The sequence below is a fragment of the Caloramator proteoclasticus DSM 10124 genome (genome assembly GCF_900129265.1).
Classification (GTDB): Bacteria; Bacillota; Clostridia; order Clostridiales; family Caloramatoraceae; genus Thermobrachium; species Thermobrachium proteoclasticum.
The window spans coordinates 1-25,942 of record NZ_FQVG01000040.1 but is presented as its reverse complement, the minus strand read 5'-3'; the positions used below and the strand labels follow the sequence as shown (position 1 = coordinate 25,942).

The window sequence follows — 25,942 nt, the reverse complement described above, 5'->3', positions numbered from 1 at the left end:
AAACTTCAAATAGATACAATAAGGCTTAAACTAATGAAAATAGCCTCAAGAATAGTAAGAAGTAGTCGCTACATAATATTTAAGCTTTGCAGTAGCTACGCATATAAAAATGATTTTTATGAGATTGTAGCAAATATTCACAAGTTAGAATGAAATTCTTTTATTATTGTTCTTTGATAAGTTCAAAAAGTAAAATTTTATACTATAGGTGAAATCTATTCTTCTTTAATGTAAATATCTGTAATTTATGAAAATTTTATTCATATAACAATTATACTAAGATTTCTTATAAATATTTTTCAGTTTAATTTTTGGTTGGTGAATAATTCAGGCTAAGATTTCTTATAAATATTTTTCAGTTTAATTTTTGGTTGGTGAATAATTCAGGTTAAATATATTCACTAACTCTAATTTTTCTTTTGAAGATTTATTACCTCTTATTGCTGAATTTATCATACCTGAAACCGGAATAATTAAAATTGCAAAAATAGCAAATGCTACTAAAAGTTCAACTAATGTATATCCCTTACGCCTCTTCATAGCATCATCTCTTTTCAACAAATATATTGTTGCCTGTTGCTGTTATGTTAAGCCTTGGTTTATTTTTATCATCATAAAATACATAAACCATTACCTTTTTGTTGGTTTCGTTTTTTACATTTAAAAGAACAACATTTTTATCATCTTGATATTTTCTTTCTGTTGAGTAAACGTATATTATTATATTCTCTGAATTATTTTTAAATTCCTTAAACCCTCCATCCTTTGGATGAGAATCCCCTTCGGTTGACATCCTGTATAAAAGTTTTTCACCGTTTTGCTTTAGTTCAATAAATGCTTTTTCAATCTGTTTATTCTTACCATAAATTTTAAAATCTTCGCCTGTTTTAATTATTTGCAAAGCAGTCTCTGGAGAATTAAGTGTTGATAGCATTACTAAAAAATCCTTATTCTGCTCTATATATTCCTTTGACGTAGTATCTGCTATTGTTGTTTTTAAGGGACTACTTGAAAAAATCTTATCTTTGCCTGTTTCTAAATTAAAATCCTGCCACTGCCTCATTGGTGCATCCTTATCATTAAATCCAAAAAACTTTAAATCAAAGGAGGCTGAAACAATATCACCATTATTTAAAGGAACAAGTGACAAACTATCTACTGAATATAGAGTATTAAAGTCCTTTGTCTCTGTGAAAAGTCTCTTAAGGTTTTCATAGGTAAGTTGTGTCGTTATTTTTATGCTATGAAAAAATGCTCCATCTATATTCTTGCTGCCACTGTATTGAAACTGCTGTTTTTGTGATATAGGTAAATCATTAATAACAGCATCATACTTTCTAAGAAGGTTTAATGAGTCAACAACACAAAACTTTTCATCCAAGTTATTAGGCATTTTTAAGGAAATGTCGTAGTAATTTAATTTTGTCTCCTCTATTTTATCTTTATTTTTGTTGTATACCTCAACTGCTCTATCAAGTTCTGCCTTTCTATATAAAAGCTTTGTGTTTTCTTCTTTTAAGCTACTAATTTTAGAGGACATAGCTTGATACGCATAATAAAAACCAAAACCTAAAAGGAAAATTAAAAGGATTAAAAGCATCTTTTTGTCTCTCTCGGTTAACTTAAACATACCCATCACTTCCTCACAATCTCTGCAGTAATTGATGTTCTCTTTTCAGTTCCTTGATTTGAAATTCCATTGAAAACTATATTTTTAAATACATCAGAATTTTGCATATTGTAAACAAACTGTGCTATATTCTCCTCCCTTGAGGATTTTATTACAAAGGAAACCTTATCCTTGCTTAAGGTCATATTTTCAATTGCCATCTCTGATGGCATAATCTCCTCAAGGTTTGTTATGACAGTATTAAATGTTTCATTATCCTTTGCCACTAAATCTAAAATTGTCTTTTTATTTTCATACATCATTTTAACCTTAGTATATTCTTTAACTTGATTTTCAATAGGAATTAGACTATTTATTGCCTGTGTTAATTTGGCATTTTGTGTTTTATAATAGGTTATTTTAACTAAAGAAATAATTGTTATTACCAAAAATATAGACAATTCAGCCAAAATAAATATATATATTTTTTTATTATCCTCTGTCTTATTTTTATACTGCCTATTGTAGGCCTCAAGCAGGTTTATATCCTTACCTTTATTAAACTGTAGGTTTAACATAATATCCCCCTTATACTATATAAATGTTGAAATTGGAATTATAAATTTGTTTTTGTCGCAATCCGTATCTATAAAGTCAAGATTAATAATATAATTTACATTTACTGCAACTTTTTTGGGTAATACCTCATCAAGTCTAATATTCTTTGAAAGCTCACCTGTTACAAACACATTGTTTAGTTCTTGTCTTTCCCTTATTTTATAAAATTCTATTAGCTTTGTTATGTTGTCGTAAACTTCATTTACACTATACTCATTTGATATTAGTTCACCATCATCATCTATGTTCAGGTCGTGGGGGTAAGTCTTTGTCAACTGAACAATTCCATCCTTTACAATAACCGCTGTTAAAAAGTTTCTTTCTACATTTAAAAGCATTGCACTTTGCTCTTTTCCAATTTCTAACCTTTTTGACAGCCTTGTTAAAACATTTGGTTCTATATCAATTCTGTTAATCTTTAAATTCAACTTATTTACAATTGACATCACTTGGTCAATTATATTTTTCGGAACTGCAAAAACAAGGAGCCTTAGTTTTTTGTTCTTTCCGTCCTTTAAAACCTCAAGCACCTTGTAGTCTAATATATATTTATCTATATTTACCGGGAAATATTGTGATGATTCATATTTTAACATCGTATATATCTTATCGCTCTGAATGTATGGTATGGTAACCTCTCTAACAAGAAGGTTTGTAAGACCAGATAAAACTATGTTTACACTCTTCTTTGATACCTTGTTTTCAAAGAAGAATCTATTTAATGCCTCTACAATCGCATTTTCATCTAATACATCTATTACTCCGCTATTTAAATTTTTTAATTTTATATACTGTGCCTTTAAAATCTTTGCCTTTTTGCCTTTTCTCCCCTCAACAACCTTTATATAGTTGCTGTTTAATTCGATGCATAGACTGTTAAATAAGCTATCTAACATACTACTACCCCTCATCTTCTAATATTGTACTTAATTGAATAATCTCTTTTTATATCTCGAATTTTATAGTCAACAGTAAATTTAATCTCTATATATTTTAAAACATCCTCCTCCTCAAAGGTACCATCAGGCTTTTGGATATTAATTTTCTCAGTTTGGGTTTCAATTCTAAAATCCTCAATATTACCATCTAATATTATTTTATTTAAAGATACACCATTTGTTTTCGTAATGTATATTTCATCCTCCAAGCTGTATATCTCTATCTTATATGCATTGCTTTTATCCTGTGCTAAATTTATTTCACTATTTTCCTTTGGAAGGTATATAACAAGTTCATCCTTATCTGTATGGATGTCGTGTTTTTTTACAGCTATGTCCTCCTGATATGCCATCTGCAGTGACTGCATAACATAATCCATAAAGCTTTTAACCTGTGACTCTATATATGCCTTCTTCTTTTCCTCCTGAAGCACTCTGTAATTGTTTATAAAAAAACTATATCCTGCCTCAAGAAGAATCAAAAGTATGGCTGAAACTACTAAAAGCTCAATTAGAGTAAAACCTTTTTTTCTCATATAAAACCCCTACTCAACTCTTATATTTCCTGCTGGTATTTTATCTATATAAACCCTTTTGGAATTATTTTCGGATTTATTGCTAATCTGAATTAGATTTATCTCTTGCCCATCTTCGTTCAAACTATATTTTACTTTAAGCCCACCTTCTGATGTAAAAAATATAAAATTTACATCCCTAAATTCAATCTTTGACTTGTTATTTTCATTCTCCTCTATATAAAAATTAATGTTAATATCTTTATATTCAGCACTTCTTATAACCTTTTCATTTGCTTCTTTTTTAATAAGTTCTATTCTATAGGTTCCCTCATTTTTATTTATCTTTACATAATAAGTATTATAATCCATTGATTTGTTTCCATTTTCATATACATCCCTAAGCATAGATGCTATTTCACTTGCTGCTGAATCAAGCCTTGAATTTATAATGGATTTTGTAAAGTTCATATATGCAATTGAAAGGAGTATTCCAAGTATTGCAACTACAATTGTCATTTCAATTAATGTAAAACCCTTTTTTCTCATAAATATCACCTATAAAGTTAGGATAGGGGGGCACAAGGCCCCAGGAAATTTTTTATATTACTTATATGTGTTATTATTAGAAGAATCTAAAGGATACACTTTATCGTAGTCTTTATCATCATTTATATATATTATTAGTTCATCCTGACCGCTAAATGTGTAATAAAATTCACAACCTTGTTTAAACTTTACTTGTGGAACATCTACATCTAGTACATCTTTAACAGGTGCAGGAGTAGTCGCTTCTTTTAAATTACCCTCAGCAATTTTTTGTTGAAGCATACTAGCTATTGTTTTTGCGTTTGCAATATCTGCTTGTTTCTTTGAATTTCCTATTGTCTTTGTTATTTGTGGAACACCAATTCCAACCAAAATAGCAATAATAGCAACTACAACAATCATTTCAATAAGTGTGAAACCTTTTTTCTTATTTCTCTTGTTCATAATTAAACCTCCCCATCTTTTATAGGTTCATATTTCCGTAGAGTTTAAACATAGGTAGAATAATTGATGCCAGCATAAAGCCTACAATTAAGGCCAAGAAGACTATCATTATAGGCTCAAATACTGCTGTAAGCCTTGTAACCATATTTTCGACCTCATTTTCATAGAGGTCTGCAAGTTTTGAGAGCATTTCCTCAAGGGTACCGCTCTCTTCACCTGTTTTAATCATAACTGGCACAAGCTCTGGAAAAATATTAAGAGCTTCAATTGGTCTACTTAGGCCTTCACCCCCCCTAACCTGTTCAACGACTCCTTCAAACTTTTCTTCAATATATGCATTGCTTAGAAGATTCTTTGTAGTCTCAATAGCAGTAACAAGTGGAACACCTGAACTTACAAGGGTTGATAGTGTCCTTGTAAACCTTGCTATTGAGGAAAAAAGAGATATTTTACCAATTATAGGCATCTTAAGCCTTAAGCTTGAAAAATATATGCTACCTGAAGGAGTCTTTTTATAATAATTTATTAAAATTATTAACAGCACAATTAGTGCTATTAAAATTAACCAATTATTCTTCATAAAGGTACTTGCGTTTAATATAAACCTTGTAGTTGGCGGCAATTCAACTCCTAAGTCATTAAACATCCCAACAAAGGTTGGTATAACAAAAATTAAAAGCAGATTTAAAACGGCAAGTGCAACAAATATAACTATAGCTGGATACATAAGTGCGTTTGTGATCTTCTGCTTCAGCTTCATTTCCTTTTCAAACTGAACTGCCATCTTCTCAAAGGAGTTGTCAAGAGACCCCCCAACTTCCCCAGCCTCTATCATATTTATTAAAATCTCTGGAAAAACATCTGGAAATCTTCTCATCGATGCTGATATGGCTGTTCCCTTTTCTACGTCCTCCGAAAGACTTATTACCGCATTTTTAAGTTTTTTATTTGTAATTTGATTTTTAATTACATTAAGACAGGTTAATATGTTCAGTCCTGCCTGCAGTAGTGTTGCAACCTGCTTACAAAATACGGCTAAATCCTTTGCCTTTACCTTGTTTAGAAATTTTATATTTATTTCTTTATTTAGTACATTATCTTCATTTATATCCACAATATAAAGGTTCTTATCCTTTAGCTGTCTTTGTGCGTCCTGCCTGTCCTCTGCTACAATCTTTCCTTTAATCTTCTTTCCATTCACATCTATAGCTTCGTATACGTAATTTGCCATAAACACCCCTCATCAATCCATAGAATATGTTACTCTTAAATATTCTTCAACCGTTGTTTCACCATTTAAAACCTTCTCTATACAGCTATTTTTTAGTGTAACCATTCCTTTATTAATTGCCATATCTTTAAGTTCATCACTACTTAAGCCCTTTGTAATTGCTGTTCTTAGTTCCTTATCTATTGCTAGTATTTCATATATACCTGTTCTTCCTATATATCCCTTTTGTCCACAGTATAGACATCCTCTTCCTCTATATAATTTATATTCTTTATCTTCATCGAGACCGAGGGCCTTTATTTCATCAAGACTTGCTATATACTCCTCTTTGCAGTGGGGACATATTCTTCTTACTAATCTTTGGGCTATAACACCTATTAAAGATGAACTTATCATAAAACTCTCAATTCCCATATCAATAAGTCTTGTAACAGAACTTGGTGCATCATTTGTATGGATTGTAGATAGAACCAAGTGCCCTGTTATTGCCGCCCTTACTGCAATTTCTGCCGTTTCTTTATCTCTAATCTCACCTATCATTATTATGTCTGGGTCCTGTCTTAATATTGACCTTAGAGCTGCTGCAAAGGTTAACCCTGCCTTTGGATTCACCTCCACTTGGTTTACACCATAAATAGTACTTTCAACAGGATCCTCAACGGTGATTATGTTTCTATCTCCAGTGTTTAGTTCTCTTAGTGCTGTGTATAATGTTGTAGATTTACCGCTTCCTGTTGGTCCTGATACCAATATGATTCCGTGGGGTGAAGAAATTAGCTTTTCATAGAGTTCTAAATCGTGATCTAAAAAACCTAAATTCTTCTTATCCTTTAAAAACTCCCTCTTATCTGCTATTCTAATAACAATCTTCTCCCCAAAAACGGTTGGAAGTGAGGATATTCTCATATCATATTCCCTATCATAAATTTCGAAAGTTGTCCTACCATCCTGTGGAACTCTTTTTTCAGCAATATCCATATTCCCTATAACTTTGATTCTTGCAACAAGTGGTGCGTGCAGTTCATACTCAACCTTCATTATTTCGTATAGTATTCCATCTATTCTAAACTTTATCTTAACCTCTTCTTCAAAGGGTTCTATGTGTATATCGCTTGCCCTTTGGTTTATCGCCTGTTCAAAAATTGAATTTACAAGTTTTACAATTGGTCCTTGAACATCATCATCTACAGCTCTTGGATTTTTTGTTTTTTCAAATTTTAAACCTTTGTTTTCCCTTTTAAACTCTTCAGCAGCCTTTAAGGCCTCCTGTTTTCCATAGTATTTGTTTATAAACCTTTTTATCTCCTCTTCCTTTGCAAGAACTGGCTGTACGTCTTTGCCTGTATAAATTTGGACATCCTCAAGGGCAAATATATTTAGAGGGTCTGCCATTGCAACTATAAGCTTGTCCCTTTCAAATTTAATAGGCAAAAGTGTATGCCTCTTTGCTAAGGTTTCAGAAACAAGTTTTACACATTCCTGGTCAATTGGGTATCTATCAAGCTTAACGTGCGGTATCCCAAGCTGGTACTCTAATACTTCTATTATTTGGTCCTCTGTTACAAATCCATTTTCAACAAGTACTTCACCAAGCTTTTTATTTGTATTCTTTTGTATATTTAAAGCCTTTTGAAGCTGCTCCGGTGTTAAAAGTCCTGCATCAATTAAAAATTCTCCTAATCTCTTTCTTTGTTGCATATGGATACCCCTTTATATAATGCTTTTTAATATAAATTTTAAAATAATTAATTATTGTATTTAAAAATATATGTCAATATTAGAATTTTATTTCTTTAGTTTTTTTGTTTTTTTACTTTTATATTACATTTATTTACTATAAAACTCTTGTATATTATACCACTTTTAAACAAATTTGTACACATCAAAGGATGCCAAAAACTTAATTTTTGTTTATATTTATAACCTCTACAGAATTGTTTTTTATAAAATTGTCCCTCCAAACCTCAGAATAGTTTCCTACTGCCCACTCAAGCATTATTATTTTATCTTCTTTTGCAATTTTAATCTCTCCAATCTTTTCAGAGAGTTTTTGATTTTTTATTCTATAAAACTCAATGGATTTTGGAAGAACAATAACTGCTATATCCTTATTGGGTGAAGTATAGGCATCTATTGCTTGAGGAATTTTATCCTTTATATCCTTCATAGGAATACAAAGGGTATCATACATTACCATATTACTTGGGGGGAAAAATCCTGTATCAAAGTCCAGATAGGAGAAAAAATCACCCGATTTATAGTTTATTCTGCCCTTCAATGAATAAAAACCATTTCTTCTTAAAACTCCAATATTTTCGTATTTTAAATCCTTGTTTACTTCCTCACCTTTTAATTCCTTCAATATACTATCCCTCTGTTCATCAAACCTTTTTCTAAAACTTTCTCCCAGCAAATCAGTTATACTTATTCCCGTCTGCTGCATAGGATTATCTACAGGAACAATCTTTAGTCTACCTATTATTCCATCTCCCTCTTCAATAGCAATATAGTCATTGCCAACAAAGTCAATATATGAATTAAATTTTGAGGTACTTTTTAAAGAAAAAGCAGCCTCTTTTCTATTAACTACCTTCTCCTGTCCCTTTGAAATGTTATTTACTTTAATTTGTGAATCTTCAATATCTATTTTCCAAAAGCCATTTTTTCTTGGAAGGAATATGTTGTCAGCTAAATACATCTCTTTAATCTCACCATTTGAAACTCCTATATAATAGGTTTTATAAGAGTATTTACCTTCATTTTTACTTCTAAGGCCAATAAAAATTGCTGCATCCTTATTGGATGAATTCTTTTTGAAACTAAAAATATTTATATTCCTTCTCCAGGAGGACATATCATACTCATCGTTTGTTTTCTTTAATCTATACACCTTTTTATTATACACAAGCATTATTAACTCTTCGTTAATTTTAATAAAATCATAAAGGAAGTTTCCATTGCTAATTACAGATACTACTTGAACCTCTTTACCTTTATCTATGTTTTTTATTTTATATCCATTTAATAAATACTCCGACATATCAACTATTTTTATCTTATAATTAATACCTATAAACCTATCTACACCATCCCAAAATTCATCCTCTTTAAAAACAAAACTTCTCCCTACAAGCCCATCATCTTTGTAATCATCTGCATATTCTACTTTATATGCACCTTTTATTGGAATGGTTTTATTTTTAGGTGCCCTTACCTTTTGGGAACTTGAAAAATTACTACATCCTGTTAAGTTTGCTAAAATTAAAAAAAACGCTATAAATACAAATATATTTCTTTTCATCTAATCACTCCACCTTTAGGGAAAGTAACATAAACTCTTGTACCCTTATTTTCTTCACTCTCAATTTTAATACTGCCCTTCATTTTCTCTACTATATCCTTACATATCGAGAGCCCTATACCATTTTTTGACCTACTTCCCCTTCCTTTATAGAACTTTTCAAAAACGTGAGGTAAGTCCTCCTTTGATATACCAAGCCCTGTATCCTCAACCACAATAACTATATCCTCATCATTTTCCTTTACTTTTATAACTATACTATCCCCTGCGTTTGTGAAATTAAAGGCATTATCTAATAAATTTATAAATACCTGCTTTAATCTATTTTCATCAGCCTCTATGATTATACTTTTATTCTCCTTTAATATACTAAAAATCTTATTTTCCCTATAGGCTCTTGGTTCAATCTGTTTTCTTATACCATCCAAAAATGTATTTATATCTACACTCTTAAATTTAAATTCAATTTTCCCAGAAGAGAGCTTTGAAAAATCTAAAAGCTCCTCAACCATAGACGTGAGCCTATCACATTCCTTTTCTATAATATCAAGTCCATCCTTTAAAAGTTCTTTATCCCCCTCTAAGTCCTTTAGGGTAATTGCCCATCCCTTTATAGAAGTTAGAGGAGTTCTAAGTTCGTGGGAGACAGAGGATATGAATTCATCCTTAAGTTTTTCCCTCTTTATTATTTCATCCGCCATATAATTTAGGGTTGTTGATAGATTTTTTATTTCATCAAATTTTGCATCCCTGCACCTTTTGTTATAGTCTCCCTCTGCCATCCTCTTTGCAACCTCTGTTATGTTTACTATAGGAACAACTATTTGATTTGAAAAAAGAATACTTACAAATGCAAAGATTAAAGTTACAATCAATCCCAGTAAAGTTAAAATCATAAATATACTTCTTAAATCCTTATTTACTTCCCTTAATGTGGTTATAAATCTAATACCACCAATTATTTCTCCACCACTATATAGAGGATGTGATACTGCCATAACCTTTTCGTCATCGTAACTTACATTACCTATCCATCTTCCTATGTTCCCTGAAAGAGCCTCCTTTATATCCAAAAATTCATTTTCCTCAATTACTCCTATAGAGTCAAATATTATCCTTCCTGTATTATCGAATACCTGTACCTCAATATCACTTCTATTTAAAAAAACATCTACACCATTCAATACATTTTCATATAGGCTATTTTTTGAAAAATATTTAGTGTAAATATCAGAGGAAATCTTTATTTGTCCTATAAGTAGATTGGCAATGTTTGAATAATATATATTCCTAAAAGAAAAAAATATTATGGTATTTAAGGTTGCCACAGTTAAAACTACAATAATGACGAAGTTACATAGTAGTCTACGTCTTATACTACTCATACCTACTTCTCCCTTCGCCATCTATAGCCATATCCCCAAACCGTCTCAATATATTTAGGATTTGAAGAATCATCCTCTATTTTTTCCCTTAGCCTTCTTACGTGAACATCTACGGTTTTTACTTCACCAAAGTAATTTTTGCCCCAAACATAATCTAAAATATCATTTCTACTTAAAACTCTTCCTTCATTTTTTATAAAGAATAATAAAATCTCAAGCTCCTTCGGAGTTAAATTTATTTCTTTATCATCCTTAAATACCTTCATCGATTCTAAATCTACTCTTATATTATGGCTTTTTATTTCCTGTTTTTTATTATCGTCCTTATTTATCCTTCTAAAGATTGTATTTATCCTTGCAATTAACTCTAATGGGTTGAAGGGCTTTACCATATAGTCATCTGCACCAATTTCAAGCCCCATTATTTTATCCATATCCTGTGATTTTGCAGTTAGCATAATTACAATTACGTTATTATCTACTTCTCTAATTCTTCTTAAAACTTCAAAACCATCTATCTTAGGTAGCATTACATCAAGAACTACCACATCAGGTTTTACTAAAGAAAATAGCTCGAGGGCCTGTTCTCCACTTTCTGCTTCAAATACAATAAATTTACTCCTTTCAAGATTAATCCTTACAAACTTTCTTATACTTGCCTCATCCTCTACAATTAACACCTTTATCCCTTCCATAACATCACCTACTTTATAACTTCAAATTGATATCCCCTATTTTTAAGATGTTCTATAACTTTTTTTAACACATCTGGAGTAGTGTGCTTTCCTCTCCCGTCGTGCATTAGTATTACAAGGGAATTTTTGTTTTTTGATGTTTGTAAAAATCTCTCATACTGTCCTTCAGCCGACATCATTTTACCCTCTGCATCACCGGTTAGGCAGTTCCAGTCGATATATGTATATCCGTTTTTAACAATAGCCTCTTTTATTTCTATAGGTCTTCCACCACTCCCACCAGGAAATCTAAAAAATCTATTGTCATATTCATCTCCTAATATAGATTTGATTATCGATTCTGTATCCTTTATCTCCTTTATCATAGCTTCTTCAGAAGAATATATTTTTTTATAGGAATGTGAATAGGAGTGATTTGCTATAGCGTGTCCATCTTCATATATTTTTTTTAATAGTTCTGGATTTGCTTTAGCCATACTTCCTAAAACAAAGAAGGTTGCCTTTATATCATTTTCCTTTAAAATATCTAAAACCTTTGGAGTTACATCCTTGCTTGGACCATCATCAAAGGTTAGATATGCCACCTTTTTACCTTTGCTTTTATAAAATCCTATTGTTCTTTTCTTATTTATTAATTCTGCTTCTGTTGTTTTTTGACTATCTACAGCTTTAGTTTGTTCCTTTTGTTGTATCAATTTATCCTTTTCCTCACTTTTGGGTATTTCATTTTCTTTTTTAATAGAATCATTTTCTTGTTTGTTTTTATCAATTAAATCAACATTTTTATTAGGAATTTCCTGCATTTTATTGTCCCTTTTATTTACATCATTAATTTGTTCTGCCATTGCATTGTTGAATCTATTTCTTGCATATAGCTTACCAATAGATAATCCAATCCCCAATGCCAACACATAAATTGTAATTAAAGTTATTAGCATACTTTTTTTCATTTATCTTTCCTCCATACTGTCAAATCGCTTATAATTTTATATTTCTACATAAATAAACAAACTCCTTTAGAAAAACTTTCTATATAACATAATTTTATATGCTAAATATGTTTTAAAAATTAAAATTTGATAAAAAATAAATTCTGAAAATCTATACAGATTATTGTTAAACCCATTTTTGTCAAAAATATGAAAAAGCCCCATGAAAGGATTTTATTTGGCTCTTTCATGAGCTTTAGCAAATCTTGCTTTTCGGATTTGAAAAAGTCCGTAATTCGGCACAGGACGTGCCGAGCCGAGCGGCCATCAGGACGATGGCATCGCGAGGGTAGGACTTTTTCAAACAAAGAAAAGCTTAGATTTGATTAGCGAAATGAACGAATGCCTTAAAATCCTTCATGGGGCTAATCAATATATAAATTTTTCAACAGCCTGAATAAATTCTAAAAATTTATACCATTTTTTAATTTTTTTATAAATTAATGTAGTATAATATTAATAATAAGCAATGAAGGGAGAATTTTTATGAGGATTTCAAATTTGACAACAAGGCTTACAAAGGCACTTGAAAGCAGTATAAGGCGTTTTCCATTAACAGTTCTATCAGCCTTTGCAACCTGCATTACAATAATAATTATGATTGAACAAAAAAGGGATCCATCTTTAACTCTGCAGAGACTCACTATGATTTTCGCATTATCAATACCAATTACTTTAAGTTTTAAGCTTATGTGGGAAAAAACAGGAAGGGACTTGAAACAACTACTTATATACTATTTAACCTCTATTATTTTAATTATCGGATATTACTTTATTTTTCTTAATAAAATAGACTATATAAGTACCTCAAGATTTATTGGTACTAATTTAATTTTTTATTTAGTGTTTCTATTCATTCCATACTTCTTAAATAGGGAAAACTTCGAAATGTATTCTATTAAGATTTTTACTGGATTTTTCATTACTGCAATATACACAGCAGTTCTTTTCTTTGGTTTAAGTGCTATATTATTTACAATTGACAGTTTGCTTGGAATTAAAGTTGAATCTGAAACGTATATAGAAACTTGGTTTGTGTGCCTTTTTATATTTGCAGTAAACTACTTTTTATCATTGGTACCAAAAAAGGAGAATACTTTTACAAAGTTTGATTTTCCAAGAGCCTTTAATATTCTTTTAAACTATATTGTAATCCCTCTATTAAGTGCCTACACAATCATTTTATACATCTACTTTTTTAAGATTATTATCACACAAAACTGGCCAAAGGGACTTGTTTCCCACCTTGTACTTTGGTATTCCTTTATAACTATTTTAGTAGTATTCTTTATTCATCCAATTAAAGAAGATGTAAAGATTGCCTACTATTTTACAAAAATAATAACTAAAATTATAATACCTTTAATAATAATGATGTTTTTCTCTATGGGAATAAGAATAAATGCCTATGGTGTAACTGAACCAAGATATTATGTCATAGTTGCAGGAATTTGGATTTTATTTGTATTCATCTATTGGAACATAACAAAACAGCCTAAAAATACACTAATTCCTTCAACCCTTGCATTGACTATATTTATTTCTCTATTCACTCCACTGTCAAGCTTTAGTATATCAAGGTATAGTCAAAACAAGCGTTTTGAGAATCTATTGATTAAAAACAATATGCTCAAGGATGGTAAAATACAAAAAAATCCAAACACAAATAAGGATGACCAAAGAAAAATAAACAGTATAATTTCCTATTTTGAAACAAGGCAGGGTATAGATAAACTAAAATATGTACCTAAGGATTTTAATTCATCTAAAATGAACGAAGTTTTTGGCTTTAACTATGAAGCACCTTATTTCCCAAAAGAACAGTACTTCTATTATAGAATAGCTCCAAACAGCCTAATAGATATAAAAGGATACGAATATTTTATACAGCTTAATTCCTATAGCCAGGAAGTACAAAATTCAAAGGAATTTAGTTTCAAGTATTATAATTCCAATTCAGAAATAGCCATATTTAAAGACAACAAAGAAGTTTATAGAAAAAATATTAAAGATATTATACAAAGTGCATATAAAAAATATGGAACATTTAGACCAGATATAGAACTTAAAATTGAAGAATTGTCATTAGTTGACGAAAACGAGACTTTAAAGGTTAAAATAATATTAAACAATGTATCTGGAAGAGTTGATGATAATGAGGATATTAGAGTTGATGGATGTGATTTTTTAATTATGTATAGTTTTAAAAAGTAGAAATATATTTCTGATTCTCGATAAACCCATTTGTTAGCTAAAGTATTGAAAAGCCCCATGAAAGGATTTCAAAATGGCATATTTCATGAGCTTTAGCAATTCTTAGCTTTTCGACTTTGGAAAAGTCCGTAATTCGGCACAGGACGTGCCGAGCCGAGCGGCCATCAGGACGATGGCATCGCGAGGGTAGGACTTTTTCAAACAAAGAAAAGCTTAGAATTGATTAGCGAAATGAACGAATGCCCAAGAAATCCTTCATGGGGCTAATCAATATATAACTTTTTCAACAACCTCAAAAACATAGTAATTTTTTTAGATTAATAGACTTATAACTAATTTTTTGTTATAATTTACAAATAAAGGAGGGGTTATGTTGAAAAAATTATATTTGCTACCATTGTGTCTTATTTTTTTTGTGCCATTAATAGTTTGTGAAAAAATTTTAATACTTCCAGATCATCTCAAAAACTTTTGGATTGCAGGAGTGAACTTTGATTATTTTTCATATTATAAAAGCAAAGTATTGTTGATATTGGTTTTGTTTTCCTTAATTTCTCTACTCTATAGATTAAGAAAAGATGAAATTAGTATTAAAAGTTCTAAATTATATATTCCATTATTTGTATATTTGTTTTTCATAATAATGTCAACAATATTTTCTAAGTACAAAGACATTTCTCTATGGGGATTCCCTGACAGATATGAAGGAGCAATGGTTCTTTTTTCATACATAATTATATTTTTTGTTTTTGCTCTTGTACCTAAAATTAAAGATACGCAGATAATATTAAATTCCTTTTTAATTTCCTCATTTTTAATAGGAGTTATATCTATGCTTCAATTTTTTAATTTAGATTTTATAAAGTCATACATTGTAGGCAAACTTCATATATTCCAGTTGCAATATTTAGGAAAGGTGTATATAAAATTCAATCCAGGTCCAAGGTATGTTTATGCAACATTATATAACTCCAATTACGTAGGAAGCTTTATGGCAATATCATTTATAGTTACATTTATTTTGTATGTACTAAATAACGAAAAGAAAAGAATAATATATGGTATACTTTCAGTTATTATGTTTTTTAGCCTTATAGCCTGTCATTCAAGGGCTGGAATTTTAGGAGTTATGGTTGCAGTCATATTTTTTGCAGTGTATAAATACAAAGAAATTTTAAAGAATTTTAAATTTGTTGCACCTATTTTAATCATATATTTACTTGTTTACGTTTTTATAAACACTTTATCAAGCAGCTATATTGGAAATAAAATAGAGAGTCTTTTTGTTGATATAAATAAGACTATAACTAATTCAACAAATAACAATTTAAGGGATGTAAAAATTTATAATAATGCAGTTTGCTTAAATTTTGATAAAGCCACATTAAATTTTGTATTTGATAATGAAAAAATTTTTGCCACTGATGAAAATAACAAAAGAGTATCCTTTAAGTTTGATTCAAATAAAAATGAATTTTTATTTGAAAACCCAACCTATTCTCAATTAAAATATTTTATTAATAATTACAATAATATGCCTGTGTTAATTTTAAACAATGGATATGATAATTTAAATCTAATTAAAACCAAAGAAGGATTTAAAATATTAAGCTTTAGTGGAAAAATCAATAATATTAATCCTGTAGACAAAATAGATGTAAAGGGCAAAGAAAAGCTTGGCTCTGGAAGAGTCTATATTTGGTCAAGGTCTATTCCTTTAATAAAAAATACTCTGTTTTTAGGGTATGGCCCAGACACCTATGCATTGTATTTTCCTCAATACGATTATATAGGTAAATTCTTGTTCTTAGGTACCCCAAGTATATTAGTAGACAAGCCCCACAATATGTACTTGCAAAATGCAATTAATATTGGTGTTATAGGAACTTTGGCATTTTTAATATTTATCCTTTGCTATTTAATTTTTAGTTTTAAAGCAATTAACACTCTAAAAGATTCTTCTTTAAGTACAATATCTATCTCTATATTTTTTGCTCTAATTGCATATTTAGTTGCTGGAGTTTTCAATGATAGCGTTGTTTATGTGGCTCCTTTATTTTGGGCTTTAGGTGGTTTAAATTTTAAAATACTAAACAATTAAGTTTAAGAAAAGAGGTGTAGCTTTGCTACACCTTTAAATTAGAAGGCTGGAACAACAGCCCCTTGGTATTTTTCTTCTAAAAACTTTTTAACATCCTCTGATTGAAGTACATTGATAAGTTCCTTAATTAATTCATTGTCCTTGTTATCTTGTCTTGTAACTAAAACATTTGCATATGGTGAATCCTTATCTTCAATAAATAGGCTGTCCTTTACAGGATTTAATTTTGCTTCAAGTGCGTAGTTTGTGTTTATTACTGCAAAATCAACATCCTTTAAAACCCTTGGAAGTTGTGCTGCCTCTAATTCCTTAAACTGAAGATTCTTTGGATTTTCAACTATATCCTTTGGAGTTTGAGTTAAACTATTATCCTTTAGCTTAATTAATCCTTGTTTTTGTAAAAGCAGAAGTGCTCTTCCTTCATTTGTTGCATCATTTGGTATTGCAACTACTGCTCCATCCTTAATCTCATCCTTGCTTTTTATTTTTTCTGAATAGGCCCCCATTGGCTCAACGTGTACCTTTGCAACTGAAACAAGATTTAGTCCCTTTTCTTTATTAAACTCATCAAGATATGGAACGTGTTGGAAGAAGTTTGCATCTATTTGTTTATCATTTAATGCAGTATTAGGTGTAACATAATCTGTAAATTCCTTAACTTCAAGTTCAATTCCCTTTTCCTTAAGCTTTGGTTTTATGTAATTTAATATCTCTGCGTGTGGAACTGGAGTTGCTCCAACTACAATTTTCTTCGTATTTGAGGCTTCCTTTTTTGAACAACCTGTAACTCCTGTCAATAGTAGTGATACACATAGTATTGTTGCTGTAAATTTTCTTAATTTCATATTCATTACCTCCTGTCAATTTTTTTTGCAAAATAATTTCCTGTTCTTTGAGTTATTTCAACCAGCAGTATCAAAATTATAACAGTAACTATAAGTATATCTGTTCTAAACCTTTGATACCCATATCTTACTGCTAAATCTCCTATTCCACCTCCTCCTATAACACCTGCCATTGCAGAATATCCTATTATATTTACAATTGTTAATGTAATACCTAATATTAAACCTGGAAGTGCCTCCTTTATTAAAACCTTAAAAACTATTTGAGGTGTTGAAGCCCCCAGGGAAACTGCTGCCTCAATTACACCTTTATTAACATCTTTTAGAGCAGATTCCACTACCCTTGCAACGAAGGGGGCAGCTGCAATGGATAGTGGAACTACTGCAGCTTCTTTTCCTATCGTTGTACCAACAATGACTCTTGATAGGGGAAAAAGAAGAATAATCAATATAATAAACGGTATTGACCTTGTTATATTAATTATTGAACCTATTATAGAATTAAGCTTTGGCATTTTAAGTAAACCTTCTTTGTCTGACAAAACTAAAAATATACCAAGTGGAGCACCTAATAATATGGAAAACAAAGTTGAAAAAACAACCATATACAGTGTATCTAAAAATGAAGGCAAAACTAATTTTAATATTTCACTCATACTCTAACCTCCTTATATTGCTCTTTCTTTAAAGTCCAAGTATATAACCTCACCCTTTTGGCTCTGAAGAAATTGTCTTAAAGTTTTAGATTTAGGACTTTTAAACACCTCGTCCTTTATTCCCTCTTCAACTATCTCTCCCTTTTCCATAACTGCAACATTACTACAAATTCTATCTACTACATCCATCTCGTGGGTAATTAAAACTATTGTTAATCCTAAGGTTTTATTTAGCTCTAACAATAGATCTAAAATTTGTTTTGTTGTAAGTGGGTCAAGGGCTGATGTTGCCTCATCACATAGAAGTATTTTAGGGTTATTGGCAAGTGCCCTTGCTATTGCAACTCTCTGCTTTTGGCCTCCTGATAGATTTGATGGATATTCCTTTTCCTTATCCTCTATCCCAACTATCTTTAAAAGTTCTCTAACCCTTTTATCTATATAATCCCTTTTATGTCCTGCTATCTCAAGTGGAAAGGCAACATTCTTATATACATTTGAATTTGAAAGCAGATTAAAATGCTGGAATATCATACTAACATTTTTTCTATACTCCCTAAGTTCCCTTTTATTAAACTTAGTTATATCTCTTCCTTCTACTATAATTTCACCCTCATCTGGTGTTTCAAGCAAGTTTAAACATCTCAATAGAGTAGATTTTCCTGCACCACTTTTCCCTATTATTCCAAACACCTGTCCCTTTTCAATTTTTAAATTGATTCCCTTAAGTGCCTCGGTTTTATTGCCATTAATTAAATAACTCTTTTTTAAATCCTTAATTTCAATCACATTAACACCCCTTTTAAAATTTTCTCAAAATTTTGTTATTTTATTGAATAAATTAAATTATTTCCCTTATAGATTAATAAAAAAACCTCTTTGATGAAAGAGGCACTCCTCTCTCATCTCCCAGCTTTCGCTGCAGGATTTGGCACCTTGCTATTCGCAGGTTGCCGGGCTTCATCGGGCCAGTCCCTCCACCTCTCTCGATAAGAGCGTGTTATTATTTTGTATAATATATATTTTTTACCTTGAAATACAATAAAAAAACCTCTTCGATGAAAGAGGCACTCCTCTCTCATCTCCCAGCTTTCGCTGCAGGATTTGGCACCTTGCTATTCGCAGGTTGCCGGGCTTCATCGGGCCAGTCCCTCCACCTCTCTCGATAAGAGCTTCTTATTTAATTCTTGATTAAGATTATATAAACAATTGCAAGTGTTGTCAATACTATTTTTTCAATTTTTATAGATTTTTTATTTTTATAACTTCCTGCTATATAGGAAAAATAAAATTTAGGTGCCTAAAGCTATATTGCCTTGGCACCCTTTCTTTATTAATTTTCTTTACCCGCATCATTATTAGTAGCATTATCTTGTTCTACATTTACATTTTCTTCAGTCTTATTACCTTCTTTTTTTTCTTTTCTCTCTTTTATTTTTTCCTTAATCTCTTCTCTTTTTTCCTTTATTTTTTCCTTAATCTCTTCTTTTTTAACTTCTCTAATTTCCTTTTTAATTTCTTGCCTTACTTCCCTTACATCCCTTTTATTTATGAAGTTTCTATTTAACTCTTTTTCCACCTGTTTTGCCTCATCCTTTGTTATTGTTCCATTCTTTACCTCTTCCTTTAGAACTTTCCTTGTTTCTTTTCTTAACTCATTTCTTGTCTTTACAACTTCCCTTGCCTGTTCTCTTATCTGTTTCATTTCCTGCTTTTTAGCCTCAAGTGATGTTTGTGCCTCCTTTAATGCCTCTTCTGCCTTTTTGATTTCCTCTTCATTGTTTGTTTCCTTTGCCTTTTCTAATGCCTTTCTTGCTTCTACAACCTGCTTTCTTACATTAAACATTTCCTGCTTTTTATTTATTAAACTTAACACTGTCTCCTTCTTTTGTGTTTGTAGTTCAATTACATTTTGAATTGTTGGTTTTGCATTTTCTGATACCTTTTCTTGTATTTTTGTTAAAACCTCTATTGAATTCTTATATCTTATTTCTATTCTGTTTTTTAATTCATTTACTTTATTTACAACCGAATCACTTACTACATCATCCTTTTGTTCTTCAGATACTATCTTTTCTACTATTTCCTGTGTACTTTCCATCTTTTGCTGAAATTCCTCTACAGCAGGCTTTACAAGTTCCTCTTTACCCTCCTCTGCCATAACCTGTGCCTCTGCAAGCCTCTCCTCTGCAACGTCTGCTGTAACCTCTGCCTTTTTTTCCTCATCAAATGTGAGTGAAATTTTTACTTCATCAATAAGTTTATCTACTGGATAAAGGATACTATCTGGCGTTATTCCAGCATCTGTCCCTTGAACATCTGCCTTTGCTATTGTAACATTAAACATAAGTAATAGTGCTGTTGATAATGCTAAATACTTTTTCATTTTTATATCCCTCCCTAATTTTGTTTTCAACTATTAATACGTCCTTTTTTATTTTTTTAGGGGGGCAAATAAAAAATTTTTTTACCCTATAAAAATCAATTAATTTTTCGTATTAACATATGAAAGGGGGAAGAAGATGATAGATGACAGAGAGAAATTTATCGAGGAAAATAGAGACTTTGTATATAAAATTGCATCAAGTATATGTAAAAGAAGACTCTCTTGGCAAAATGATGATGAACTAAGTAATGCACTAATTGCATTTAATAAAGCAATTGAAACATATGATAAAAAAAAGGGCAATTTCTTCTCCTACTCAAGGATGATAATAAAAAATTCACTCATAGATTATTTTAGAAAAAGTACTAAAAACGTAAACATTTATCTTGGAGATGAAGAACTTATTACCTTTGAACTAAAAAGTTCAATCGAAAAGTATGAAATAGAAGAGGAGAACAAAATAAGGGCACAGGAAATAGCCTTATTTAACCATAAACTTAAGGAATATGGTATAAGCTTTTCTGACTTAGTTATAAGTTCGCCAAAACATAAGGATACAAGAGAAGAACTTATAAATGTTGCCTTTTTGGTGTCAAGAGAACAACAAATACTTGAAAGGTTAAATAAAACAAAGCAACTACCCATAAAGCAGATTTGTTTATTAACTTCAAAAAGCGAAAAATTCATTGAGAAATGGAGAAGGTATTTAATAGCACTTATATTAATTTTATCAGATAGCGACTTAATGTATATTAAATCATACCTCAATATAAAGGTAGGTGATAAAAATGGTTAAAAAGGGAATAATAGTTGAAGTCAATGGCAGAGAAGCTGTTCTATTTACACAAACCGGAGAGTTTTTAAAATTTAAGTCGAATGAAAGTCTCCAAATAGGCCAAGAATACACATATAAATACACAAATTTTAGGCCATTTTTAATAGCTGCTTCTTTACTTTTATGTATATTCCTTGGTTCCTTTGTAACAATATATAATCAAGTTTATGCATCTATGACTGTTACCATAAATCCTCAATTTAGGATAGATGTAAATAGATTTAATAGGATTATAAAGGTTGTCCCTCTTAACAAGGATGCTGAAAATGTCCTTAGCTCTGTTAAATTAAAAAACAAAAACATTAATGATGGACTTATATTAATTGTTAAAAAGGCAAAGGAAAAAAAGTATATAACCGATGAATACTACAACAACAAAACTAAAAAGATTAATATAGAGATAGATAAAGGTGATGTTAAATTAAACAAGTTTACATCTGAAATGAAAAATCAAAAGTTAAATTTTGAAAAGGTATATGCTAAACTGCAAAAAATTCAAGATAGGGCAAATAAACGTGAGTTAATTAAAGAAAAATTGAAGGAAAAGGATAAGCAGATAGAAAATCAAAATCCAAAGGATGAGAAGAATAAAATTGATAATAAAGAGGATTTAAAGGAGAATAATAAGGAAAATAAAGTAAGGGAAGAAATTAAAAATAGAATTAAGGAAAATATAAAGAATAAAATAAATCAAAAGGATGAAAGTGTTCCAAAATCTAAAGAAAATCTACAAGAAAAAATTGAGGATAAAAAAGAAAACCCTCCACCAAAATTAGAGGAAAAGATTAATACTTTTAAAGAAAAAGTAAAAAGACAAAAGGGGCTAAATTAGCCCCTTTGCATATTGATAACCTAAATTAAATAACCTTGTACAGAACTCATTTGTAAAGTTTACAGTATCCTCTGGTCTTACTTCAAAATTAGGCTCTAAAACAACTATATCATCCTTCTTATAGTACTCATAAATATATTCTGGAACTTGGAAATCATTTGATAGTGCTATTATATAAATCTTATCTACTCTATCTGTAATAAATGGCTGAATTAGGCAGTTATTAAGTATTCCCCCATCAAGTTTATACCCATCATATTTGCCCTCCTGAAGGTCACTTTTAAACTGCTCAAAAAGAATCTTTGCACTAACACTATTAGGATCACCATTGTAGTTGTATGGTAAAAGAGAACTTGCCTTTACAGCTAAGAGGGCTTCTTCTTTGGGCATATTTTTGATATCCACAATAACTTCATTTATATTACAACCTTTTACTTCAACATAATTTACATAAAATGAGTCTATATTTCTATCTATACCATCAAGTCTTCTTAGCTCTTCTATAACCAGCCTGTTTTCAACAACCATATTTAGCGAATCAAAATATTTATTTAGCTGCATATTCAACCAAAAATTATACATATCGTCATAGGAATTTCTTAACATAAAATACCCATTAACCGCACCTATTGAGGTTCCTGTTATTACAGAAAATGCTATACCATTCTCTTTAAAAAACTTTAATATCCCAGCTTCATAGGCACCCTTTGCCCCTCCACCTGTTAAACATAAACCATATCTCATTTTATATCACCCCCACCATTTTAATTTTATTATATCAATTTTAATAATATTTGTAATGGTTAGTATAATTTTTTAACTATTTGTTCACAAAAAAATGTCGAAATTTGTGTCAAAAACACAATGTACGAATAATATGTATTAGGAAAAAGTAGTAAAGTAAAAAATTATTTATAGAACATAGCTAAAAGAAAGGTGGTGAACAGTATGAACAACTGCTGTGATTTCAATTACAATCCTTGCTGCTCTATTAAAAATATACTTGAGATGTTAAGGGGACAGACTTGTATAATCGTATTAAAGAGTGGAAGAGCTGAATGTGTAAGAGTTTTAACCGTTTGTGATAATATATTAGCTTGTGAAATCGCAGGATGTGGTTGCCCAGTTAAGTTTGTAGACATCCACTGTATATGTGAGGTAATCACTGACTGTAGAAAGGTTTTAGGTGCTTTCCTTAAATAACATTAAAGAACCTATAAATTATTGATTGACCCCATGAAGGATTTTATGGCATTCGTTCATTTCGCTAATCAAATCTAAGCTTTTCTTTGTTTGAAAAAGTCCTACCCTCGCGATGCCATCGTCCTGATGGCCGCTCGGCTCGGCACGTCCTGTGCCGAATTACGGACTTTTCAAAGTCGAAAAGCTAAGATTTGCTAAAGCTCATGAAAATGCCAAACAAAATCCCTTCATGGGGCTTTTAAAAATCAAACTATTCTGTATGTTTATTTTTAAACTAAGTTCTAATTATGCCGCTTTTTACTTGTATCTTCCTGTTGATCTAATCTTTGCATCCACCACAACCTCAATTTCACTATCCTTAAAGGACTCCCTTATTCTCTCTTCATTTTCACGACCATATTTTGCTACTGCATATCTTTGGATATCGAAAACGTCTATTTCATAGTCATTTTTTGCCCTTTCAACTATTTTATTTAAATTTTCGTTTAGATTATTTACTAATTGTGTTTTAACATCATCTATGATTTTTTGTTCATCATTTTCTTCTTCAAAATTGTATGTATTTAGTTTGATTTCTCCTTGAACATTTAATTTAATTATATATTTCAATTTTCCATCTTCCCTATCAACATATACCTTCCTTTTTGTAATACATTCAACATCTACTGCCTTTTCATAGCCATCCATTACTAATGCTATGTTTCCCTTAACATCATTATTTCTTAGCATATTTACATAAATGGCCTCTTCTATAGGGATTAGCTTTTTAAGTTTATCCCTATCAAAGACTGCTAATCCAGCTATCTTTATAGTTGAATCCTTTTTCTCTATAGCAGGCATTACTATATTTCTTCCCTCTTGATAATACATATTAACAACATCTTTAACTCCAGCGTTATTTGTGAAAAAATTTGCACTATATGATGCCTCAATAAGTTCCTTAACTTCGTCTGCCATTGTACTTTCTTCCTTTGGTACCTGTTCAAATATATTCTTACTACTTCCCTTTGAAACTACCATTATTGTATTTAAATTTCTCTCTTGATCTCTAACACAAGTATCTATTATATCTTTAATTCCAAGCTTTGCCCTCTCTTCACCAATAACATAGGCCCTAATTGTACCTAATAAATAATTCTTCTTTAAGTTTAGTTGCCTATTGCTATTTGCCTCATTTATAGTTTTCCCTATCTCTAAGCTAACTCCTCTATCAATTTCCCTTTGTCCTCTAAAGACTAAATACTCTGCAACATTTTCTATCTCCTTATTATCTTTACCAACATCAAATCCTATTCCTACTATAACAAAGAGTTTTTCAACTGATACTCTATTATAACAGCCCGTAAAAAGCAAACTAAATATCAATAATAAAAACAATCTACTACTTTTCATTTCTCTTCACCTTCTTATATAGACTCAAAATATATGCAGCTATAAGCCAAATAAATATATATAATACTAAGTAAGGCATTACTTTATCTGTTAAACTACTTCTTTTATACTCTGGTACCATCAATAATGCAACTAAAGCAACAATTAAAGAGGATATAAAACAGGATTTTTTATAGGGTATTTTTGTCGCTTCTGAAAAAAAGTATGTTGCTCCAAAGTGCATACAGGCAGCCGTTTGAAATATTTTATTTCCCCATATAAATATAAAGAGTGGTTCAAAATTTGAAATAACTGCAATTTCGGTTGTTGCAACAAGATATAAAAAAGGATATTGAAGCTGTGATGTGAGCCTCCAACCCATATAAAGTATGGTTACAAATGTTATAAATGTATATAGTACAGTTGTAAATATACAAGCTGCAATTCCTGCACCCTTTGCTCCCATTTTATTAGTTATTAGTGGAATAATAACAATAGATAATTCTACACCTGAATATGCAAAAAATGTAGTAGGGACTGCAGTTATTAACGAACTATAATTATTAACTAAAGGAAGTATATTTGTAACATCACCCTTATTTATAAAATATATAGGAATTAGAAATATAAAAATGGTTAAATAAAATACCAGCTCACTCAATCTTGCAATTATTTTAAGTCCATCTACAGAATTATAGTAGATTAAAAGTGTAGTCAAAAATATTAAAACATAAGGAGATAAAAATTTAACTGTTGAAAATGTAAGCTCATTTGCAAGCCCTGATATTACTGCCCCTTCAAGAAATAAAAAGTTTATTGAAAATAAAAGCGTAAATATTTTGGTTAAAAATTTTCCAAATAGTTCTTCACTTGCCTGAGTATATTCTACAAAATTTAAGCCTGAATTATTCACCAACCAAAAATTAAACTGAAAAATATTTATAAGAAATCTTAGTATAATTGTTATATGAATAAAATTTTCATAAATTACAGATATTTACATTAAAGAAGAATAGATTTCACCTATAGTATAAAATTTTACTTTTTGAACTTATCAAAGAACAATAATAAAAGAATTTCATTCTAACTTGTGAATATTTGCTACAATCTCATAAAAATCATTTTTATATGCGTAGCTACTGCAAAGCTTAAATATTATGTAGCGACTACTTCTTACTATTCTTGAGGCTATTTTCATTAGTTTAAGCCTTATTGTATCTATTTG

The 25,942-nt window shown here is 30.3% G+C and carries 27 protein-coding genes and 2 riboswitches; of the genes, 6 read left to right on the top strand and 21 right to left on the bottom strand.

Annotation, left to right across the window (positions count from 1 at the left end; all coding sequences use genetic code 11):
• Positions 1 to 153, top strand: a 153-nt coding sequence (locus tag BUB63_RS09495; protein ID WP_200790216.1) for a transposase, incomplete at its 5' end; no start/stop codon positions are given.
• Between the two features lie 207 nt (positions 154 to 360).
• On the opposite strand, the gene BUB63_RS09490 is transcribed toward BUB63_RS09495, so the two are convergent.
• The 13 genes from BUB63_RS09490 to BUB63_RS09430 all read right to left on the bottom strand — a co-directional run bounded on the left by BUB63_RS09490 (position 361) and on the right by BUB63_RS09430 (position 12,235).
• Positions 361 to 540: a PulJ/GspJ family protein gene (locus BUB63_RS09490; RefSeq protein WP_073249365.1), complete on the bottom strand. Its 180-nt coding sequence runs from the start codon at positions 538 to 540 to the stop codon at positions 361 to 363.
• A gap of 4 nt (positions 541 to 544) precedes the next feature.
• On the bottom strand, positions 545 to 1,630 hold the full coding sequence (locus BUB63_RS09485) for a hypothetical protein (protein ID WP_143290270.1): 1,086 nt from the start codon (positions 1,628 to 1,630) through the stop codon (positions 545 to 547).
• A gap of 5 nt (positions 1,631 to 1,635) precedes the next feature.
• Positions 1,636 to 2,187, bottom strand: a complete 552-nt coding sequence (locus tag BUB63_RS09480) for a PilN domain-containing protein (protein ID WP_027308355.1) — start codon at positions 2,185 to 2,187, stop codon at positions 1,636 to 1,638.
• A 15-nt stretch (positions 2,188 to 2,202) separates the two neighbouring features.
• The gene (gene pilM / locus BUB63_RS09475; protein WP_073249361.1) at positions 2,203 to 3,123 is read right to left on the bottom strand and encodes a type IV pilus biogenesis protein PilM; all 921 of its coding nucleotides are present in this window, start codon (positions 3,121 to 3,123) and stop codon (positions 2,203 to 2,205) included.
• 11 nt (positions 3,124 to 3,134) lie between these two features.
• On the bottom strand, positions 3,135 to 3,701 hold the full coding sequence (locus BUB63_RS09470) for a type II secretion system protein (RefSeq protein WP_073249359.1): 567 nt from the start codon (positions 3,699 to 3,701) through the stop codon (positions 3,135 to 3,137).
• A gap of 9 nt (positions 3,702 to 3,710) precedes the next feature.
• A complete protein-coding gene (locus BUB63_RS09465) occupies positions 3,711 to 4,229 on the bottom strand; it encodes a pilus assembly FimT family protein (protein WP_073249357.1) in 519 nt (172 codons plus the stop codon).
• A gap of 57 nt (positions 4,230 to 4,286) precedes the next feature.
• Complete coding sequence (locus tag BUB63_RS09460) at positions 4,287 to 4,673, bottom strand: prepilin-type N-terminal cleavage/methylation domain-containing protein (protein WP_073249355.1); 387 nt, start codon at positions 4,671 to 4,673, stop codon at positions 4,287 to 4,289.
• 19 nt (positions 4,674 to 4,692) lie between these two features.
• Positions 4,693 to 5,904 carry a type II secretion system F family protein gene (locus BUB63_RS09455; protein ID WP_027308358.1) on the bottom strand — a complete coding sequence of 404 codons (1,212 nt, stop codon included), beginning with the start codon at positions 5,902 to 5,904 and terminating at the stop codon, positions 4,693 to 4,695.
• A gap of 12 nt (positions 5,905 to 5,916) precedes the next feature.
• Complete coding sequence (locus tag BUB63_RS09450; protein WP_073249353.1) at positions 5,917 to 7,602, bottom strand: GspE/PulE family protein; 1,686 nt, start codon at positions 7,600 to 7,602, stop codon at positions 5,917 to 5,919.
• 202 nt (positions 7,603 to 7,804) lie between these two features.
• Positions 7,805 to 9,205 (bottom strand): hypothetical protein, encoded by a 1,401-nt coding sequence (locus tag BUB63_RS09445; protein WP_073249351.1) that lies wholly within the window; start codon positions 9,203 to 9,205, stop codon positions 7,805 to 7,807.
• Positions 9,202 to 10,611 (bottom strand): HAMP domain-containing sensor histidine kinase, encoded by a 1,410-nt coding sequence (locus BUB63_RS09440; protein ID WP_242947365.1) that lies wholly within the window; start codon positions 10,609 to 10,611, stop codon positions 9,202 to 9,204. Before BUB63_RS09440 ends, BUB63_RS09445 begins: the two co-directional genes overlap by 4 nt.
• A complete protein-coding gene (locus tag BUB63_RS09435; RefSeq protein ID WP_073249347.1) occupies positions 10,593 to 11,285 on the bottom strand; it encodes a response regulator transcription factor in 693 nt (230 codons plus the stop codon). Before BUB63_RS09435 ends, BUB63_RS09440 begins: the two co-directional genes overlap by 19 nt.
• Positions 11,286 to 11,293: 8 nt before the next feature.
• Positions 11,294 to 12,235, bottom strand: a complete 942-nt coding sequence (locus BUB63_RS09430) for a polysaccharide deacetylase family protein (RefSeq protein ID WP_073249345.1) — start codon at positions 12,233 to 12,235, stop codon at positions 11,294 to 11,296.
• A gap of 525 nt (positions 12,236 to 12,760) precedes the next feature.
• Between BUB63_RS09430 and BUB63_RS09425 the strand changes: the two genes are divergently transcribed.
• Together BUB63_RS09425 and BUB63_RS09420 are read left to right on the top strand one after the other, a co-directional pair.
• Entirely contained in the window at positions 12,761 to 14,488 is a 1,728-nt protein-coding gene (locus tag BUB63_RS09425) for a DUF4153 domain-containing protein (RefSeq protein ID WP_073249343.1), read from the top strand.
• A 373-nt stretch (positions 14,489 to 14,861) separates the two neighbouring features.
• The gene (locus tag BUB63_RS09420; RefSeq protein WP_073249341.1) at positions 14,862 to 16,589 is read left to right on the top strand and encodes an O-antigen ligase family protein; all 1,728 of its coding nucleotides are present in this window, start codon (positions 14,862 to 14,864) and stop codon (positions 16,587 to 16,589) included.
• Positions 16,590 to 16,627: 38 nt separating this feature from the next.
• Here BUB63_RS09420 and BUB63_RS09415 read toward each other — a convergent pair whose 3' ends face one another.
• From BUB63_RS09415 to BUB63_RS13245, 4 genes are all read right to left on the bottom strand, one after another.
• The gene (locus tag BUB63_RS09415; RefSeq protein ID WP_027308365.1) at positions 16,628 to 17,434 is read right to left on the bottom strand and encodes a MetQ/NlpA family ABC transporter substrate-binding protein; all 807 of its coding nucleotides are present in this window, start codon (positions 17,432 to 17,434) and stop codon (positions 16,628 to 16,630) included.
• 5 nt (positions 17,435 to 17,439) lie between these two features.
• Complete coding sequence (locus BUB63_RS09410; RefSeq protein WP_027308366.1) at positions 17,440 to 18,090, bottom strand: methionine ABC transporter permease; 651 nt, start codon at positions 18,088 to 18,090, stop codon at positions 17,440 to 17,442.
• A 12-nt stretch (positions 18,091 to 18,102) separates the two neighbouring features.
• Positions 18,103 to 18,879, bottom strand: coding sequence for a methionine ABC transporter ATP-binding protein (locus tag BUB63_RS09405; protein ID WP_073249339.1), 777 nt, complete (start codon positions 18,877 to 18,879; stop codon positions 18,103 to 18,105).
• A gap of 110 nt (positions 18,880 to 18,989) precedes the next feature.
• Positions 18,990 to 19,086, bottom strand: a riboswitch (SAM riboswitch).
• A 79-nt stretch (positions 19,087 to 19,165) separates the two neighbouring features.
• Positions 19,166 to 19,262, bottom strand: a riboswitch (SAM riboswitch).
• Positions 19,263 to 19,423: 161 nt separating this feature from the next.
• The gene (locus tag BUB63_RS13245) at positions 19,424 to 20,476 is read right to left on the bottom strand and encodes a DUF5667 domain-containing protein (RefSeq protein WP_084106709.1); all 1,053 of its coding nucleotides are present in this window, start codon (positions 20,474 to 20,476) and stop codon (positions 19,424 to 19,426) included.
• A 136-nt stretch (positions 20,477 to 20,612) separates the two neighbouring features.
• Here BUB63_RS13245 and sigI point away from each other — a divergent pair, with 136 nt between their 5' ends.
• Positions 20,613 to 21,272 (top strand): RNA polymerase sigma-I factor, encoded by a 660-nt coding sequence (sigI, locus tag BUB63_RS09395; RefSeq protein ID WP_073249337.1) that lies wholly within the window; start codon positions 20,613 to 20,615, stop codon positions 21,270 to 21,272.
• A complete protein-coding gene (locus BUB63_RS09390) occupies positions 21,265 to 22,143 on the top strand; it encodes an anti-sigma-I factor RsgI family protein (RefSeq protein WP_073249336.1) in 879 nt (292 codons plus the stop codon). The genes sigI and BUB63_RS09390 overlap by 8 nt, the downstream gene beginning before the upstream one ends.
• Here the strand turns inward: BUB63_RS09390 and BUB63_RS09385 are convergent.
• Positions 22,135 to 22,887, bottom strand: a complete 753-nt coding sequence (locus tag BUB63_RS09385) for a patatin-like phospholipase family protein (RefSeq protein WP_073249334.1) — start codon at positions 22,885 to 22,887, stop codon at positions 22,135 to 22,137. The two genes, BUB63_RS09390 and BUB63_RS09385, sit on opposite strands and share 9 nt — an antisense overlap.
• Positions 22,888 to 23,091: 204 nt before the next feature.
• Here BUB63_RS09385 and BUB63_RS09380 point away from each other — a divergent pair, with 204 nt between their 5' ends.
• Positions 23,092 to 23,346: a hypothetical protein gene (locus tag BUB63_RS09380; protein WP_027308371.1), complete on the top strand. Its 255-nt coding sequence runs from the start codon at positions 23,092 to 23,094 to the stop codon at positions 23,344 to 23,346.
• A 297-nt stretch (positions 23,347 to 23,643) separates the two neighbouring features.
• Here the strand turns inward: BUB63_RS09380 and BUB63_RS09375 are convergent, their stop codons facing one another.
• From BUB63_RS09375 to BUB63_RS09365, 3 genes are all read right to left on the bottom strand, one after another.
• Complete coding sequence (locus tag BUB63_RS09375; protein WP_073249332.1) at positions 23,644 to 24,738, bottom strand: Ger(x)C family spore germination protein; 1,095 nt, start codon at positions 24,736 to 24,738, stop codon at positions 23,644 to 23,646.
• A complete protein-coding gene (locus BUB63_RS09370; RefSeq protein WP_278298877.1) occupies positions 24,728 to 25,675 on the bottom strand; it encodes a GerAB/ArcD/ProY family transporter in 948 nt (315 codons plus the stop codon). Before BUB63_RS09370 ends, BUB63_RS09375 begins: the two co-directional genes overlap by 11 nt.
• Positions 25,676 to 25,795: 120 nt before the next feature.
• The coding region (locus BUB63_RS09365; protein WP_200790214.1) for a transposase at positions 25,796 to 25,942 on the bottom strand (147 nt) is incomplete at its 5' end.

Excerpts from the sequence above, each read along its gene's own strand:
- BUB63_RS09415 (WP_027308365.1), bottom strand. The coding sequence starts at position 17,434 with ATGAAATTAAGAAAATTTACAGCAACAATACTATGTGTATCACTACTA.
- BUB63_RS09465 (WP_073249357.1), bottom strand. The coding sequence starts at position 4,229 with ATGAGAAAAAAGGGTTTTACATTAATTGAAATGACAATTGTAGTTGCA.
- BUB63_RS09480 (WP_027308355.1), bottom strand. The coding sequence starts at position 2,187 with ATGTTAAACCTACAGTTTAATAAAGGTAAGGATATAAACCTGCTTGAG.
- BUB63_RS09410 (WP_027308366.1), bottom strand. The coding sequence starts at position 18,090 with ATGAGTGAAATATTAAAATTAGTTTTGCCTTCATTTTTAGATACACTG.
- BUB63_RS09390 (WP_073249336.1), top strand. The coding sequence starts at position 21,265 with ATGGTTAAAAAGGGAATAATAGTTGAAGTCAATGGCAGAGAAGCTGTT.
- BUB63_RS13245 (WP_084106709.1), bottom strand. The coding sequence starts at position 20,476 with ATGAAAAAGTATTTAGCATTATCAACAGCACTATTACTTATGTTTAAT.
- BUB63_RS09375 (WP_073249332.1), bottom strand. The coding sequence starts at position 24,738 with ATGAAAAGTAGTAGATTGTTTTTATTATTGATATTTAGTTTGCTTTTT.
- BUB63_RS09385 (WP_073249334.1), bottom strand. The coding sequence starts at position 22,887 with ATGAGATATGGTTTATGTTTAACAGGTGGAGGGGCAAAGGGTGCCTAT.
- BUB63_RS09455 (WP_027308358.1), bottom strand. The coding sequence starts at position 5,904 with ATGGCAAATTACGTATACGAAGCTATAGATGTGAATGGAAAGAAGATT.
- BUB63_RS09425 (WP_073249343.1), top strand. The coding sequence starts at position 12,761 with ATGAGGATTTCAAATTTGACAACAAGGCTTACAAAGGCACTTGAAAGC.
- BUB63_RS09445 (WP_073249351.1), bottom strand. The coding sequence starts at position 9,205 with ATGAAAAGAAATATATTTGTATTTATAGCGTTTTTTTTAATTTTAGCA.
- BUB63_RS09435 (WP_073249347.1), bottom strand. The coding sequence starts at position 11,285 with ATGGAAGGGATAAAGGTGTTAATTGTAGAGGATGAGGCAAGTATAAGA.
- BUB63_RS09470 (WP_073249359.1), bottom strand. The coding sequence starts at position 3,701 with ATGAGAAAAAAAGGTTTTACTCTAATTGAGCTTTTAGTAGTTTCAGCC.
- pilM (WP_073249361.1), bottom strand. The coding sequence starts at position 3,123 with ATGTTAGATAGCTTATTTAACAGTCTATGCATCGAATTAAACAGCAAC.
- BUB63_RS09485 (WP_143290270.1), bottom strand. The coding sequence starts at position 1,630 with ATGTTTAAGTTAACCGAGAGAGACAAAAAGATGCTTTTAATCCTTTTA.
- BUB63_RS09450 (WP_073249353.1), bottom strand. The coding sequence starts at position 7,602 with ATGCAACAAAGAAAGAGATTAGGAGAATTTTTAATTGATGCAGGACTT.
- BUB63_RS09440 (WP_242947365.1), bottom strand. The coding sequence starts at position 10,611 with ATGGCGAAGGGAGAAGTAGGTATGAGTAGTATAAGACGTAGACTACTA.
- sigI (WP_073249337.1), top strand. The coding sequence starts at position 20,613 with ATGATAGATGACAGAGAGAAATTTATCGAGGAAAATAGAGACTTTGTA.
- BUB63_RS09380 (WP_027308371.1), top strand. The coding sequence starts at position 23,092 with ATGAACAACTGCTGTGATTTCAATTACAATCCTTGCTGCTCTATTAAA.
- BUB63_RS09460 (WP_073249355.1), bottom strand. The coding sequence starts at position 4,673 with ATGAACAAGAGAAATAAGAAAAAAGGTTTCACACTTATTGAAATGATT.
- BUB63_RS09430 (WP_073249345.1), bottom strand. The coding sequence starts at position 12,235 with ATGAAAAAAAGTATGCTAATAACTTTAATTACAATTTATGTGTTGGCA.
- BUB63_RS09490 (WP_073249365.1), bottom strand. The coding sequence starts at position 540 with ATGAAGAGGCGTAAGGGATATACATTAGTTGAACTTTTAGTAGCATTT.